Here is a 14,990-nt window from a genome sequence, read left to right as displayed (position 1 = left end):
ATCACAGCGGGATGTTCTTGTGGCGGCCGCGGCGCATCGGCGCCTCGGCGAGCGCCTGGGTCAGCTTCGAGCGCGTGTGCGCCGGGTCGATCTTCTCGTCCACCACGCCGATCTCGATGGCCGAATCCACGCCGCCGGCGATCTTCTCGTGCTCGATGGCCAGCGCCTCGTGCAGCGACTCCCGCTCCTCGGGGGCGGCGGCGGCCAGCTTCTTCTTGTGCAGGATGCCGACGGCTGCCTTGGCGCCCATGACGGCGACCTCGGCCTCGGGCCATGCGAACACCTTGGTGGCGTTCAGCGACCGCGAGTTCATCGCGATGTAGGCGCCGCCGTAGATCTTGCGGGTGACCAGCGTGACGCGCGGCACCGAGGACTCACCGAATGCGTGCAGCAGCTTGGCGCCGCGACGGACCACGCCGCCCCACTCCTGATCGACACCCGGCAGGTAGCCCGGCACGTCGACGACCACGACCAGCGGGATGCCGAACGCGTCGCACAGCCGCACGAAACGGGCCGACTTCTCGGCGCTCTCGGAGTTCAGGCAGCCGCCCAGGCGCAGCGGGTTGTTCGCGATTACGCCGACGGTGCGGCCGGCCAGCCGGCCCAGGCCGACGACGATCGACGGGGCCCAGCGGGACTGGAACTCCTCGAACGGCACACCCTCGTCGAGGAGCGCCTCGATCAGCGGGTGCACGTCGTATGCGCGGCGCGCCGACTCGGGCAGCAGCGCCTTGAGGTCGGTGTCGCCTGCCTCGGCCTTGGTGCGGTCGAAGTGGCCCTGCTGGCAGAACAGGCCGACCAGGCGACGGCCGCGCTCGTAGGCGTCGAGCTCGTCGTCGGCGACGATGTGGCACACTCCCGACTTCTTGTGGTGCGCCTCGGGACCGCCGAGGGAGACCATGTCGACGTCCTCGCCGGTGACGCTACGGACCACGTCGGGACCGGTCACGAAGACCTTGCTGTCGGGCGCCATCACGATGACGTCGGTCAGCGCGGGACCGTAGGCGGCGCCGCCGGCGGCGAAGCCGACCACGACGGAGATCTGCGGGATGTACCCGGACGCGCGGATCATGGCCTCGAAGACCAGGCCGACGGCGTGCAGCGCCTTGACGCCCTCGGCCAGCCGGGCGCCGCCGGAGTGCCAGATGCCGATGATCGGGCTCTGCTCGTCGATGGCGACGTCGTAGGCGTCGACGATGTGCTTGCAGCCGTCGACACCCATCGCGCCGCCCATCACGGTGCCGTCGGTGCAGAACGCGATCGTGCGCACGCCGTTGACGGTGCCGGCAGCCGCCAGGACACCGGACTTGTCGCGCTCGTGCAGCAGCTCGACGCTGCCGTCATCGAAGAACGTGGCGAGCCGCAGCATCGGATCGCGCGGGTCGAGGGACTCGTTGACGTCGGTGGCGGGGCGATTCTCGATGGTGGTCATGGATGTCTCCTGCTTTCAGTATCTTCCGAAGGCGAGTGCGACGTTGTGCCCGCCGAAACCGAACGAATTGTTGATGGCGTACTCGTAGTCACCCGGCCGTGGGCCGCCCGCCACGACGTCGAGGTCGATCTCGGGATCGAGGTTCTTCAAATTGAGTGTGGGGGGAATGACGCCGCTGCGCAGCGCCTGGACTGTGAGAATGGACTCGACGGCGCCTACCGCACCGACCGAGTGGCCGAGCGCCGACTTGGGCGCGTAGACCGCGGGTCGGTGTCCGCCCATCGCGTTGTTGATCGCCTTGCCTTCGGCGACGTCACCGACGCTGGTGCCCGTGGCGTGGGCGTTGACGTGGTCGATGTCGCTCGGCGCAAGACCGGCCAGCTCGATGGCGCGGCTCATCGCGTAGCCGGCGCGCTCACCGTTGGGGTCGGGCGCGACCATGTGGAAACCGTCGGAGGTGATGCTGGCGCCCATCAGGCGCGCCAGGATGTTGGCTCCGCGCGCCTTGGCATGCTCTTCGGTCTCGATGACCATCAGTGCAGCCGCCTCGCCGAACACGAAACCGTCCCGATCCTTGTCGAACGGGCGGCAAGCGCCGGCCGGGTCGTCATTGTTGGTCGACATCACGATCCGCATCTGCGCGAAGCCCGCGATCGGCACGGCTTCGATGCGCTGTTCGACACCGCCGCAGATCGCGATGTCGGCCTCACCGAGCACGATGTTGCGCCACGCCTGGGCGATGCCCTCGGACCCGGACGCGCACGCCGAGACCGGGGTGACCACCCCGGCCTTGGCGCCACGATCCAGACCCACCACGGCCGACGGGCCGTTGGGCATGTACATCTGCACCGACAGCGGGGACACGGCCGAGGTGCCGTGGTCCCGCATGCCGTCGTAGGCGAACACCAGCGCCTCGGCACCGCCGAGGCCGGTCCCGATCGACACCAGCAGACGGCTGGTGTCGACGTCGGGTGACCCGGCGTTCTCCCAGACACGACGTCCGAGCACGGTGGCCATCTTCTGCGGGTAGGACATCCGACGGTTCTCGACCTCGGTCAGTTCCCCGACGAAGTCCTCCAGCAGATGGCCACCGATGCGCACCGGCAGGTCGAACTCCTCGACGAAGGGGTCTTCGAGACGGCGGATGCCGCTCTTGCCCTCCAGCAGCGCCTTCCAGGTGCCTTCGGCATCGGTGGCGACGCTCGTCGTCATGGCCATACCGGTCACGACGACGTCGGGGAGTCCGTTCCCTGTTGTCGGTGCAGCCATACTCAGACGCGTGTCCTCTCGGTTCTCGTGAACTCGTCAGGCCTAGTAACGACCGAAGGCCAGAGCCACATTGTGGCCGCCGAAACCGAACGAGTTGTTGATGGCGTACTGATAGTCGCCATACCGTGGCTCGCCCGCGACGACGTCGAGATCGATCTCCGGGTCCGGCGTCTCGTAGTTGAGCGTCGGAGGGATGACACCGTCACGCAGGGCCAGCACCGTCAGTGCCGACTCCAGCGCGCCCACAGCGCCGATCGAGTGGCCCAGCGCCGACTTCGGCGCGTAGACCGCGGCGTGCTCCACACCGGCGACGCGGAGGGCGTTGGCCTCCGCGGTGTCACCGATCGGCGTGGCCGTGGCGTGCGCGTTGACGTGCGAGATGTCCTTGGGGGACAGGCCCGCGGTCTCCATCGCCCGCTTCATGGCCGACCCGGCACGCTGGCCGTCGGCGGCCGGGGCCACCATGTGGAACGCGTCGGAGGTGATGCCGGCGCCCATCAGGCGGGCCAGCGGCTTGGCGCCGCGGGCAAGGGCGTGCTCCTCGGTCTCGATGATCATCATCGCGCCCGCTTCACCGAAGACGAAGCCGTCCCGGTTCTTGTCGAACGGACGCGACGCGCGCTCCGGCTCGTCGTTGCGGGTCGACATGGCGCGCATCATCGAGAACGCCGCGATGGGCAGTGCCTCGATGCCGCCTTCCACGCCACCCACGACGGCGAAGTCCGCGTCACCCATGACGAGCTGGCGCCAACCGTGGGCGATGGCCTCCGACCCCGACGAGCACGCCGACACCGGGGTGATGACCCCGGCGCGGGCGCCCAGTTCGAGACCGGCGACCGCCGCCGCACCGTTGGGCATGATCATCTGAACGGCGAGCGGGGACACCTTGCGGGGCCCGCCCTCGTTCATCGCGTCGTAGGTCTCGACGATCTTCTCGCCGCCACCCAGACCGGTGCCGATGATCACGGCGAACCGGTCCGGATCGACCTCCGGCGTGCCCGCGTTCTCCCAGAGTCGCTTCGACAGCAGCTTGGACATGCGCTGCACGTACGACATGCGACGCATGTCGATGCGGGTCATGTGGCTGTCGACGTCGTCGACCAGGTGACCGCCGATACGCACCGGAAGGTCCCACTTGGTGACGAACTCATCCTCGAGGACGCGGATGCCGCTCTCGCCCGCCAGCAGGCCCTTCCACGTGCTCTCGATGTCGCCTGCGAGTGACGTGGTGGCCTCGATGGCGGTCACCACGACACTCGGGAACCCGCCGTTAGCAGTGGAAGGACGTGTCATTCTGCGGCGAACTTCTCGCGCAGCGCGGCAGCAGCCTCGGGGTTCTCTTCCTCGAGCTTCTGGATGTAGGCGACGACGTCACCGACGGTGCGCAGACCCGCGAGGTCCTCGTCGGGGATCTTCACGCCGTACTTGTCCTCGGTCTGCACGGCGATCTCGACCATCGACAGCGAGTCGATGTCCAGGTCGTCGACGAAGCTCTTCTCCGGGGTGACCTCAGACGGCTCGATGCCGGTCACTTCTTCGATGATCTCGGCGAGACCGGAGATGATTTCTTCCTGAGAGGCGGGCACGGTGGCTCCTTCTATTTATCGGGTGTTACCTGGGGTGAAACGTTGGTTGTGTCGAGATGTGCCGGCTCAGACGGGGCGCAGTGCCTGCGCGAGTCCGTCCAGGTCGGCGGGGGTCTTGATGGGGTGGGTGGGGGTGCCCTTGAGCTCGCGCTTGGCGATCCCGGACAGCGTGCCCGCGGGCGGGAACTCCACGAGTGCCGTCACCCCGAGCTCACGCATGGTGGCGGTGCACAGATCCCAGCGCACGGGACGCGTCATCTGTGCGACGAGCTTGGTCAACGCGTCGTGCGCGGAGGCGACGGGCCGGCCGTCGGCGTTGGACAGCAGCGTGACCGACGGCTCCGACGGGGTGATCCGGTCGGCCACGGTCGTGTACTCGGCCAGCGCGGGCTCCATGTAGCGGGTGTGGAACGCGCCGGCGGTGGCCAGCGGGCGAACCCGAGCGCGGGCCGGCGGATCCTCGGCGAGCTTCTCCAGAGCACTGACCGCGCCGGCGGCGACGATCTGCCCGGCGGCGTTGCGGTTGGCCGGCACGAGGTCGAGCGCCTCCAGCCGGGCGAGCACCTCGGCTTCGTCGCCACCCAACAGGGCCGACATCCCCGTCGGCTCCACGGCGCAGGCCTTGGCCATCTCGCGGCCGCGGGTCGCGGCCAGGGAGACGGCCTCGTCGGCGGTGATCACTCCGGCGATCGCGTAGGCGGCGATCTCGCCGACGGAATGCCCGGCGGCGACGATGTCCTCGTCCCCGGTCAGCACGCCGCGGCGCGTCAGTTCCTCGTAGGCCAGCAGCGTGGCGGCGACGACGAGTGGCTGCGTGACCGCTGTATCGGTGATCTCCTGCGCGTCGGCGGTGGTGCCCAGGCGGGCCAGATCCAGGCCGCTGATCTCAGACCATGCTGCGATGCGCGCCGGCGCACCGGGCAGCTCCAGCCACTCGGCGAGCATGCCGGGAGTCTGGGAGCCCTGTCCGGGCGCGAGGAATGCAAGCACAGTCTTGTCGGGCACGTCTCTAAGAAAACATTGTGAAGGCGGTTTTGCGCCGTGTAAGAGACTATGAACTCTTTCTTAGGTTTTTGTTGACTCCCCACAAAACCGCATGTGATGGGACGTCATCGAGATGCAAGCGCAACATGTCACCTCGCAGGATGGCCCCACGGTGTGACTGACGCAACAGCACCGACCTGCCCGGATCCCGACGATGACGAGGGCCCGGACTGGCTCTGACGCCGCAAACGACCCACCGTGGAGGCGACCCGCAGCACATACGCGTCTCGCGGAACGGTGGCGTCACGTCCCGTGAAGTCGGCGACGCGTTTGAGCCGGTACCGGACCGTATTTGGATGAACGAACAATTTGCGGGCGCACGCTTCGATCGCGCCCCCGGAGTCCAGGTACGCGTCCAGCGTCTCCATCAGCGTGGGGCCTGCATCAGCCAGCGGCCTCATCACCTCTGCTTCGAGGGCGGCCGCGGCCGAGGCGTCGCCCAGCAGAGCGCGCTCGGGCAGCAGCTCGCGGGCCGCCACCGGCCGTGGCGCACCGGCCCAGCCGGCAACGGCGTTCATCCCGGCGATGGCCTCGGTGGCACTCAGATGCGCCGCGCCGAGCGTGGGCGCCATCGGCCCGACCACCACGGGCCCGTCGGCGAAGACCGTCATCAGCTCCGACAGGAACCGGTCGGTGTGCGACAGTCCGCCGGACACCACCGTCACCAGCCAGGTTCCGTGGACGTCGCACAGCGCGGCGCGGCCGTTGCGGGCAGCGACGTCGTGCACGTCCTCCGACGTCAGATCCAGCCGGTCCTGGCGCGGCAGGCCCACGATCACCGTCGCCGCCGCAGTCGCGTCCCAGTTCAGAGCCGCGGCCTGCGACTGCAGATCGGGGCCGATGTCTCCGCGCACCACGGCGTCGATCAGATTCGCCTCCATGCGGGTGTCCCACGCCCCGCGCGCCTCGGCCTGATCCGCGTACGCCATGGCCGCCGCGAACGCCAGGTCGCGGCTGTAGCGCAGGATGCCGGCGGTCAGCGCGGCCAGCTGCTCCTCGTTGCGTGCGAGCAGCGGTACGACCTCTTCGAAGAACTCCATCGTCACGCGCACCATCTCCACCGACTGGCGTAGCGCGATGCGGCGCCGCAGATCCTGCGGCACCACCTCGAAGGCCTGGGCGGTGTAGCTGACATCGCTGTCGGGATGGCGCATCCACTCGACGAAGTTCACCACCGCGGTCTGCACGACCAGCTGCACGCTCGCGCGTTGAGACGCCTCGAGCTCGCCGAAGAAGGGCAGCCGTTCGCCCATTGCCTGGACGGCCTCGGTGGCCAGGCGGCCCGAATACTGACTGAGCCGGCGGAGCACCGAGTCGGGAACGTTCTCCAGCACCTCGACCGTCGACCGGGGCGGGATGAACCGATTGTTGTCGGCCATCCCTAAAATCTACGCCTCGGTTTGGAGAAGTCCTCTAAATCGTCAGGCCACGCTGTATCCGATGTCGTCGGCTACGCGACTCCGGGATCGCTCGTCTGCTCCGGCGCCGCCATCACGTCGTCGATCTCGTACTTGCGCGCCGCCTCGACCGCCACCGCCATGTCGATGTTGCCGTCGCGGGCCAGGCCCTCGAGCACGGCGACCGTGATCGACTCGGCGTCGGTGTTGTAGTACCGCCGCGCCGCCGGCCGGGTGTCGGAGAAGCCGAACCCGTCGGTACCCAACGTGATGTAGGTGCCGGGCACCCACGGCCGGATCTGCTCGGGAACCGCACGCATCCAGTCCGACACGGCCACCACGGGACCCTCGGCGTCGGCGAGTGCCTGCGTCACGTACGGCGTGCCGGCAGGCCGGTCCGGATGGCGCAGCGCCTCCTTCTCGATGGCCACGCCGTCGCGGTTGAGCTCACCCCAGCTGGTCACCGACCACACGTCGGCGGCCACGTCCCACTCGTTGGCGAGCATCTCGGCCGCCTTGAGTGCCGACGGCATGCCGACACCGGAGACCAGGATCTGGGCCTTGTTACTGCGTTTCTCCGACGCCTGCTGGTAGCGGTAGATGCCGCGCAGTAGCCCCTCGACGTCCAGGTTCTCCGGCTCGGCCGGCTGGACGTAGGGCTCGTTGTAGATCGTGACGTAGAAGTAGATGTTCTCCGGGTTCTCGCCGTACATGCGGTGCAGACCGCTTTCGATGATGTAGGCGATCTCGTAGGCGAACGACGGGTCGTAGGCCACGACGGCGGGGTTGGTCGCGGCGAGCAGCAGCGAGTGCCCGTCGGCGTGCTGCAGACCCTCGCCGACGAGCGTGGTGCGCCCGGCCGTCGCGCCCAGCACGAAGCCACGCGCCATTTGATCGGCCGCCGCCCACAGGCCGTCGCCGGTGCGCTGGAACCCGAACATCGAATAGAAGATGTAGATCGGGATCATCGGCTCGTTGTGGGTGGCATAGGACGTGCCGACGGCGGTGAACGAGGCCGTCGAGCCCGCCTCGTTGATGCCCTCGTGCAGGATCTGGCCGACTTCGCTCTCCTTGTAGGCGAGCATCAGCTCCGCGTCGACCGAGGTGTAGAGCTGGCCGTTGCGGTTGTAGATCTTCAGGCTCGGGAACCACGAGTCCATGCCGAACGTGCGCGCCTCGTCGGGGATGATCGGCACGATCCGCTTGCCGATCTCCTTGTCCCGCAACAGTTCCTTGAACGTGCGGACCGTCGCCATCGTCGTGGCGACCTCCTGCTTGCCCGACCCCTTCTTCAGGGCCTTGTAGGTGTCGCGGCCGGGCAGCGTGAGCGCCTTTGTCTTGGTGCGGCGTTCGGGCAGGAACCCGCCCAGGGCGCGGCGCCGGTCGAGCATGTAGCGGATCTCCGGCGCGTCCGACCCGGGGTGGTAGTAGGGCGGCAGGTACGGGTCGTTCTCCAGCTGCTCGTCGGAGATCGGGATGCGCTGGGCGTCGCGGAAGTCCTTGAGGTCTTGCAGCGCAAGCTTTTTCATCTGGTGCGTGGCATTGCGGCCCTCGAAGTGCTTGCCCAGCGTGTAGCCCTTGATGGTCTTGGCCAGGATCACCGTCGGCTGACCCTTGTGCTCCATCGCCGCGTGGTAGGCCGCGTACACCTTGCGGTAGTCGTGGCCGCCGCGCTTGAGGTTCCAGATCTCGCGGTCCGACATCGGCTCGACGAGCGCCTTGGTCCGCGGGTCACGACCGAAGAAGTGGTCGCGCACGTAGCCGCCGTCGTTGGCCTTGTAGGTCTGGTAGTCACCATCAGGGGTGGTGTTCATCAGGTTCACCAGCGCGCCGTCACGGTCGGCGTGCAGCAGTGCATCCCACTCGCGGCCCCACACCACCTTGATGACGTTCCAGCCCGCGCCGCGGAAGAACGACTCCAGCTCCTGGATGATCTTGCCGTTGCCGCGGACGGGGCCGTCGAGGCGCTGCAGGTTGCAGTTCACCACGAACGTCAGGTTGTCGAGCGCCTCGTTGGCGGCGACCTGGATCAGGCCGCGGCTTTCGGGTTCGTCCATCTCCCCGTCGCCGAGAAACGCCCACACGTGCTGGTTCGAGGTGTCCTTGATGCCGCGGTCGTTCAGGTAGTGGTTGAAGCGAGCCTGGTAGATCGCGTTCATCGGACCGATGCCCATCGACACCGTGGGGAACTCCCAGAAGTCCGGCATGAGCCGCGGATGCGGGTAGGACGGCAGGCCGCCGCCGGCGTGGCTGTGCTCCTGGCGGAACCCGTCGAGCTGCTCGGAGCTGAGCCGGCCCTCGAGGAAGGCGCGCGCGTAGATGCCGGGGGAGGCGTGGCCCTGGATGAAGACCTGATCACCGCCGCCCGGGTGGGCCTTGCCGCGGAAGAAGTGGTTGAAGCCGACCTCGTAGAGGGCTGCTGACGACGCATAGGTCGAGATGTGGCCGCCGACGCCGACGCCGGGCCGCTGCGCGCGGTGCACCATGATCGCCGCGTTCCAGCGGATCCAGGCGCGGTAGCGGCGCTCGACGTCCTCGTCGCCGGGGAACCACGGCTCGAGTTCGGTCGGGATGGTGTTGACGTAGTCGGTCGACGTCAGCGACGGGATGGCCACCCGCTGCTCCCCGGCCCGCTCGAGCAGACGCAGCATCAGGTAGCGCGCCCGCGCGGGACCCGACCGCTCAACCAACTGGTCGAACGACTCCAGCCACTCGGCGGTCTCGTCGGAATCGATGTCGGGCAGATAGGACGCGACCCCCTCCCGAATGACGCGAACGCGATCGTGTTCGCCTGTGCTGCTGGAGTTTTGGGCCAGATCCTGGCGCACGAACTCGGTGGTCAACTTCCGCTCCTTGTCAGGCGGTGAAGCACACGCGGTCCGTCGAGTGGGTCTGCTCGCTTCGCGCAGTGCACGGTGGGTTACATCCTCGTCCCATCCTGCCGCAAGTGCAGTGCCGCACGCGAACGGTTGCATTTAGTACACCCGGTGTCGGGGTCGGCCGGTAACGTCTGCAGACCGTGCGTATCGGTGGGCGACGGGCTGCGCCGTTGCGGCTGTCCGCCTTCGCGGCCGGCTCCGCCGCGGTGTTGGCGATGATCGTCGTCGGCTGCACCAACGTCACCGCGGGAGAGGCATCGGCGCCCCCGGGGGAGGCGCCGCAGTACCGCGCGTCGGTGTCGGCGTCCCTGCACGAGTCCGCGGCGAGCTCGTCGGCGCGCGAGTCCGAACGTCAGACGTCGATGACGGTGGAGGCGGTGCACACGTCGTGCGAGGCGATGAGCACCAGCAGCGCTGACGCGATCGCCGCGGTCAACACCTACGTCGATGCGTTCAACACCGACCCGGTGGGCGCAGAGGGTGGGGCGCAGGCGGCGGTCGATGCGCTCAACCAGAGCGCGGACTTGGTGTCGGGCAGCATGACCGACACGCTGCCCGCCGAGCTTCGCGATGCGCTGGGCAGCTGGGTCGACGCTGCTCGCGGGGTTGCGACGGCGATTGCGGGGAACTATCCGGCCGAGGATTTCAACTCCGCGATCGCGGCGTTGAACGACTCGAAGACCACCGCGCTGGACCGTTGCGATGCGGCTTATCGGTGACGGCTCGGGGGCGGATGTTGCCGGGTGGGTTGCCGTGACCCCCAGGCGTGCGACGATAGTGGTCGAACGTGGCACAGCGCACAGCGTGCCGACTAGGCGCAAGGAGGACTGACCGTGGTGTCGGCGGGTGACCCCCCGAACTACGCCCGCATGCTGGGCATCCAAAAAGATCAGGTTGTGCAGGAACTGGGCTGGGACTCCGACGTCGACGACGACATCCGCGCCGACATCGAAGACGAGTGCGGTGGTGAGCTCCTCGACGAGGACTCCGACGAGGTTGTCGACGTGGTGTTGCTGTGGTGGCGCGACGACGACGGCGACCTGGTGGACGCGCTGATGGACGCGATCACCCCGCTGGCCGACGACGGCGTCATCTGGGTGGTGACCCCCAAGACCGGCAAGCCCGGTCACGTCCAGCCCGCTGAGATCGCCGAGTCCGCGCCGACGGCCGGGCTGATGCAGACCTCCTCGGCGAACCTGGGGGACTGGATCGCGAGCAGGCTGGTGCAACCTAAAGCCAAAGCGATCACGAAGCAGCGATGAGCGCTCGCGCGAAGAGCCGACAGCAGCGATGATTGGGGTCGGTGACCCAGCGCCGGACTTCACGCTTGCCGATCAGAACAACCAGCGGCTGACGCTGAGTGCGTTCCGGGGTGCCAAGAACGTGCTGCTGGTGTTCTTCCCGCTCGCGTTCACCGGGATCTGTCAGAAGGAACTCGACGAGATCCGCGACCGCCTCGACGAATTCGTCAACGAGGCGACGGCCACGCTGGCGATCTCGGTGGGCCCGTCGCCGACACACAAGGTGTGGGCCGCTCAGCGCGGATTCACGTTTCCGGTGCTGTCGGACTTCTGGCCGCACGGTGCGGTGAGTCAGGCCTACGGCGTCTTCAACGACGCGTCCGGTTTCTCGAACCGGGGGACGTTCGCGGTCGACCGTGGCGGGGTGGTGCGCTTCGCGGACTGCAAGGAGCCGGGGGAGGCACGCGATCAGGCGGTGTGGGACGCAGCATTGGCCGCTGTCCGCGACTGAGAGCGGATTTCGAGTTCGTCACGGTCGCCGATATGCTGCCCGGGATCGGGCGCGTAGCTCAGTGGTAGAGCTCTGGTTTTACACACCAGCGGTCGGCGGTTCGATACCGTCCGCGCCCACTGCTACGACGCCGCGGTGGCTCTGTCCTCGCCGGCCTGCTCCTTCCCTGTCTCGGCGATGGAGGAGACGTAGTCCGCGGATTCCCGCTCGCGGTCTTTGAGGTACTCGCGCAGTGAGTACGCGAACGCGGCCGCCCATGCGGTGATGATGACCGCGTAGGTGACGTTGCGGAGCAGCGCGCCAGCGTCGATCAGATCGCTGCGGAGCAAGGTCCTGGCGTTGGTGAGCACGATGATGCCGCCGACGGAAGCGCCCAGAAGCCGCGGCGGGAAATGGCGGACCAGCCAGGCGGCCAGCGGCGCAGCCACCATGCCCCCGGCGAGAATGGCGAGCACCCAGCCGACGTTGATGCCTTGCGAGCCAAGGCTGACCAGGAAGCCGAGGCTCGCCGCGATGGCGATCACGATCTCGCTGGTGTCGATCGAGCCGATGACCTTGCGCGGTTCGATGCGGCCGCTGGCCAGGATCGCCGGAGTGCCGACCGGGCCCCAGCCGCCACCGCCCGTCGCGTCGACGAAACCGGCGAGCAGGCCGAGCGGTGCGAGGAACCGCCTGCGCAGCGGCTTGCCGAGATTGTGGCGCGGGATGCCTTGGAAGGTGAACCGGCCCAGCACGTAGAGGCCGAGGGCGAGCAGGATCAGCGACATGACGGGTGCGGCGGCCTCGGTCGACAACTTCGACAGCACCGTCGCTCCCAGAAATGCGCCGACAGCTCCGGGCACGGCGATCCTGCGGACCACCTGCCAGTCGACATTGCCGAAGCGCCAATGGGAGAACCCGGAGATCAGGGTGGTGCCGATCTCGGCGAGGTGGACGGTGGCCGATGCCGCCGCAGGATTGGTCCCGATGGCCAGCAACAGCGTGGTGGTGGTGACGCCATAGGCCATACCGAGGCTGCCGTCGACGAGCTGCGCGGCCAGGCCCACCAGAGCGATCAGGACGATGGTCTTCACGATGTTTTCTCCCACAGGCAGAGCGCAGTGACATGAAGGGGATTCCCCGCTCGTACCATCGCGTCGGCTTTGCGATCACCGTGAGGTGAACTCAGGGTGCCAGCGCCGCGGTTGGCTACATTTGCCGCCGTGGGAGGCCTACCCTGGGGTAAACGCGCCGACATGGTCGTTCACGGTCTGTCTCCGTTCAATGCCGAACCGCCACCGACAGCACTGGCCGGCGCCGACATCACACCCATCGACACGTTCTACAGCCGCAACCACGGCGAGGTGCCCCAGCTGGCGCCGCAGGACTGGCGCGTGGATATCTCCGGACTGGTCGACCGGCCGCTGACTCTCGGCATGCACGAGTTGCGCGACTTTCCGGCGCACACGGTCGAAGCGACCCTGCAGTGCGCAGGCAACCGGCGCGCGGGCCTCGTCGATGTCCGCCCGATCGCGGGAGAGGATCCCTGGGGGCCGTGCGCGACGTCGACGGCGGTGTGGGGCGGCGTTCGCCTGGCCGACGTCCTGGCCCACGCCGGGGTGCAGGGCGAACCCGGCCGGCATGTCGAATTTCTGGGACCCGACATCACGGACCTGGCCGAGCCGCCGCAGGCCTACGGGAGTTCGATTCCGCTGCACAAAGCCCTGTCGGCCGAGGTGCTTCTGGCGTGGGAGATGAACGGCGAACCGCTGCCGCCGGTGCACGGGGGGCCCGTGCGCGCCGTCGTGCCCGGCTACATCGGCGCGCGCAGCGTCAAGTGGGTGCGGTCGATCACGGTCCGGGATTCACCGTCGGACAACTACTTTCAGGCGGTTGCCTACCACCTGCTGCCTGCCGACGTCGACCCTGACACCGTGCCACCGCGGACGGGTATCTCACTGGGTCCCGTCGCTCTCAACGGTGACATCCTCAACCCCGCTGACGGTGACCGGGTACCGGCGGGCACGCTCGCGGTCACCGGTTACGCCTACGCGGGTGACGATCGGACAGTGGTGCGGGTCGACGTCTCGGCCGACGGTGGAACCACGTGGCAGCAGGCCGTTCTCGACCCCCAGACAAGTCCGTGGACGTGGCGGCTGTGGCGAACGACGATCGAGGCCCGGCCCGGGCCCCTGCACCTGCTGGCTCGAGCGTGGGACAGCACCGGGGCTCTGCAACCGGAATCGGCGTCGTCGGTGTGGAATCCCAAGGGTTACGCGAACAACTCGTGGGCGCGGATCTCGGTGACGGTATGCGAGTAGACATCATCGAGACGTCGAGCCTGGGCGATCGCAGCTATGTCGTGAGCGCCGACGGCGTCGCCGTCGTGATCGACCCGCAGCGCGATGTCGACCGAGTCCTCGCTGTGGTCGAGGAGCGCGGTGCCCGCATCACCCACGTCCTGGAAACCCACCTGCACAACGACTACGTCACCGGCGGACTCGAACTCGCCCGCACCGTCGGGGCGCACTACGTGGTGCCCGGCGGCGAGGAGCTGGGGTATCAGCCGCACCGCGTCGGCGACGGTGACGTCGTCGACGCCGGACCTTTCACACTGCGGGTGCTGCACACACCCGGCCACACTCTGGAGCACGTCAGCTATGCCCTCGACGACGCGTCCGGACGTACGGTCGGCGTCTTCACCGGCGGCTCGATGCTGTTCGATGCAACGGGCCGCACGGATCTGCTCGGTGACGAACACACCCGCGGCCTGAGCGCGGCGCAGTTCCGGTCCATCCGACGGCTGGCTGACGAACTGCCCGACGACGCACAGGTGTATCCCACCCACGGATTCGGCAGCTTCTGCTCCGCGACCGCCGTCGACCGTGACGAGTCGACGGTCGGCGAGCAACGGCAGAGCAATCCGGCGCTGACGCGCGACGAGCAGACGTTCGTCGATGAGCTGCTCGCCGGGCTGTCCGACTATCCGGCCTACTACGCCCACATGGGCGTCATCAACCGAGAGGGCCCCGCACCGGTTGATCTGTCACCGCCGCGCCGCACCGACGTCGACGAGCTGCGGCGGCGGATCGAGGCCGGCGAGTGGGTCGTCGACCTGCGTCACCGGACCGCCTTCGCCGCCGGGCATCTCGGCGGCAGCTTCGGCTTCGAACTGTCGGACTCGTTCGTCAACTACCTCGGCTGGCTCTACGGCCGGGGCACTCCGCTCTCGGTCATCGGTGACGACGAGGAGCAGATAACCACGGCGCAAAGGGAATTGGCCCGCATCGGTATCGACCGCGTCGAAGGCGCCGCCCCGTTCGACGGCACAGGGCCCGTGCGGTCGTACCCGGTCGCTGACTTCGCGGAATTGGCGGCCCGTCTGGGTGACGACGGTGTCGTCGTGCTCGACGTGCGGCGCACCGACGAATACGACGACAGCCACATCCCCGGCGCGGTCAACATCCCACTGCACGATCTCACCGATCGCCTGAACGATCTGCCTGACAAGCAGATCTGGGTGCACTGCGTGAGCGGGTACCGCGCCGCGGTGGCCGCATCGATTCTCGATCGCGGCGAGCGGTCCGTCGTGTTGATCGACGACACCTACGGTCACGCAACGGAACTCGGTCTCACGACGTCGACGTGAGGT

13 protein-coding genes and 1 tRNA gene are annotated in these 14,990 nt (G+C 68.0%); 6 read left to right on the top strand and 8 right to left on the bottom strand.

All coding sequences use genetic code 11. From position 1 onward, the window contains the following. Position 1: 1 nt before the first annotated feature. The 7 genes from ACZY1G_RS22715 to aceE all read right to left on the bottom strand — a co-directional run bounded on the left by ACZY1G_RS22715 (position 2) and on the right by aceE (position 9,571). Complete coding sequence (locus ACZY1G_RS22715; protein WP_463817316.1) at positions 2–1,432, bottom strand: acyl-CoA carboxylase subunit beta; 1,431 nt, start codon at positions 1,430–1,432, stop codon at positions 2–4. Positions 1,433–1,447: 15 nt separating this feature from the next. Continuing rightward, positions 1,448–2,701, bottom strand: coding sequence for a 3-oxoacyl-ACP synthase KasB (kasB, locus tag ACZY1G_RS22710; protein WP_463817315.1), 1,254 nt, complete (start codon positions 2,699–2,701; stop codon positions 1,448–1,450). Between the two features lie 42 nt (positions 2,702–2,743). Next, a complete protein-coding gene (gene kasA / locus ACZY1G_RS22705; RefSeq protein ID WP_463817314.1) occupies positions 2,744–3,994 on the bottom strand; it encodes a 3-oxoacyl-ACP synthase KasA in 1,251 nt (416 codons plus the stop codon). Next, a complete protein-coding gene (gene acpM / locus ACZY1G_RS22700) occupies positions 3,991–4,287 on the bottom strand; it encodes a meromycolate extension acyl carrier protein AcpM (protein WP_463817312.1) in 297 nt (98 codons plus the stop codon). The genes kasA and acpM overlap by 4 nt, the downstream gene beginning before the upstream one ends. A gap of 66 nt (positions 4,288–4,353) precedes the next feature. Continuing rightward, on the bottom strand, positions 4,354–5,277 hold the full coding sequence (locus ACZY1G_RS22695) for an ACP S-malonyltransferase (RefSeq protein ID WP_463817756.1): 924 nt from the start codon (positions 5,275–5,277) through the stop codon (positions 4,354–4,356). A gap of 143 nt (positions 5,278–5,420) precedes the next feature. Next, the gene (locus ACZY1G_RS22690) at positions 5,421–6,710 is read right to left on the bottom strand and encodes a PucR family transcriptional regulator (protein ID WP_463823686.1); all 1,290 of its coding nucleotides are present in this window, start codon (positions 6,708–6,710) and stop codon (positions 5,421–5,423) included. Between the two features lie 71 nt (positions 6,711–6,781). Next, entirely contained in the window at positions 6,782–9,571 is a 2,790-nt protein-coding gene (gene aceE, locus ACZY1G_RS22685; protein ID WP_463823685.1) for a pyruvate dehydrogenase (acetyl-transferring), homodimeric type, read from the bottom strand. A gap of 176 nt (positions 9,572–9,747) precedes the next feature. Between aceE and ACZY1G_RS22680 the strand changes: the two genes are divergently transcribed. From ACZY1G_RS22680 to ACZY1G_RS22665, 4 genes are all read left to right on the top strand, one after another. Then, a complete protein-coding gene (locus tag ACZY1G_RS22680) occupies positions 9,748–10,326 on the top strand; it encodes a hypothetical protein (RefSeq protein ID WP_463823684.1) in 579 nt (192 codons plus the stop codon). A gap of 114 nt (positions 10,327–10,440) precedes the next feature. Next, positions 10,441–10,869 carry a DUF3052 domain-containing protein gene (locus ACZY1G_RS22675; protein ID WP_463817305.1) on the top strand — a complete coding sequence of 143 codons (429 nt, stop codon included), beginning with the start codon at positions 10,441–10,443 and terminating at the stop codon, positions 10,867–10,869. Between the two features lie 28 nt (positions 10,870–10,897). Then, positions 10,898–11,359: a peroxiredoxin gene (locus ACZY1G_RS22670; protein ID WP_463823683.1), complete on the top strand. Its 462-nt coding sequence runs from the start codon at positions 10,898–10,900 to the stop codon at positions 11,357–11,359. Positions 11,360–11,406: 47 nt separating this feature from the next. Continuing rightward, positions 11,407–11,478 (top strand) — tRNA-Val (locus ACZY1G_RS22665). Between the two features lie 3 nt (positions 11,479–11,481). Here ACZY1G_RS22665 and ACZY1G_RS22660 read toward each other — a convergent pair. Beyond that, the gene (locus ACZY1G_RS22660; protein WP_463823682.1) at positions 11,482–12,432 is read right to left on the bottom strand and encodes a sulfite exporter TauE/SafE family protein; all 951 of its coding nucleotides are present in this window, start codon (positions 12,430–12,432) and stop codon (positions 11,482–11,484) included. 162 nt (positions 12,433–12,594) lie between these two features. On the opposite strand from ACZY1G_RS22660, the gene ACZY1G_RS22655 reads away from it, so the two are divergent. Together ACZY1G_RS22655 and ACZY1G_RS22650 are read left to right on the top strand one after the other, a co-directional pair. After that, a complete protein-coding gene (locus tag ACZY1G_RS22655) occupies positions 12,595–13,659 on the top strand; it encodes a sulfite oxidase (RefSeq protein ID WP_463823846.1) in 1,065 nt (354 codons plus the stop codon). Next, positions 13,650–14,987, top strand: a complete 1,338-nt coding sequence (locus ACZY1G_RS22650) for an MBL fold metallo-hydrolase (protein ID WP_463823681.1) — start codon at positions 13,650–13,652, stop codon at positions 14,985–14,987. The genes ACZY1G_RS22655 and ACZY1G_RS22650 overlap by 10 nt, the downstream gene beginning before the upstream one ends. Positions 14,988–14,990: the final 3 nt, after the last annotated feature.

This window comes from Mycobacterium sp. IDUB_5 (assembly GCF_055419565.1).
The sequence above is the reverse complement of the archived record's forward strand: the minus strand, read 5'-3'. Positions and strand labels throughout refer to the sequence as shown.

What these genes read in the sequence shown, in the direction of transcription:
- ACZY1G_RS22655 (WP_463823846.1), top strand. Translation starts at nt 12,595, where the DNA reads ATGGTCGTTCACGGTCTGTCTCCGTTCAATGCCGAACCGCCACCGACA.
- ACZY1G_RS22690 (WP_463823686.1), bottom strand. Translation starts at nt 6,710, where the DNA reads ATGGCCGACAACAATCGGTTCATCCCGCCCCGGTCGACGGTCGAGGTG.
- kasA (WP_463817314.1), bottom strand. Translation starts at nt 3,994, where the DNA reads ATGACACGTCCTTCCACTGCTAACGGCGGGTTCCCGAGTGTCGTGGTG.
- kasB (WP_463817315.1), bottom strand. Translation starts at nt 2,701, where the DNA reads ATGGCTGCACCGACAACAGGGAACGGACTCCCCGACGTCGTCGTGACC.
- ACZY1G_RS22670 (WP_463823683.1), top strand. Translation starts at nt 10,898, where the DNA reads ATGATTGGGGTCGGTGACCCAGCGCCGGACTTCACGCTTGCCGATCAG.
- ACZY1G_RS22715 (WP_463817316.1), bottom strand. Translation starts at nt 1,432, where the DNA reads ATGACCACCATCGAGAATCGCCCCGCCACCGACGTCAACGAGTCCCTC.
- ACZY1G_RS22650 (WP_463823681.1), top strand. Translation starts at nt 13,650, where the DNA reads ATGCGAGTAGACATCATCGAGACGTCGAGCCTGGGCGATCGCAGCTAT.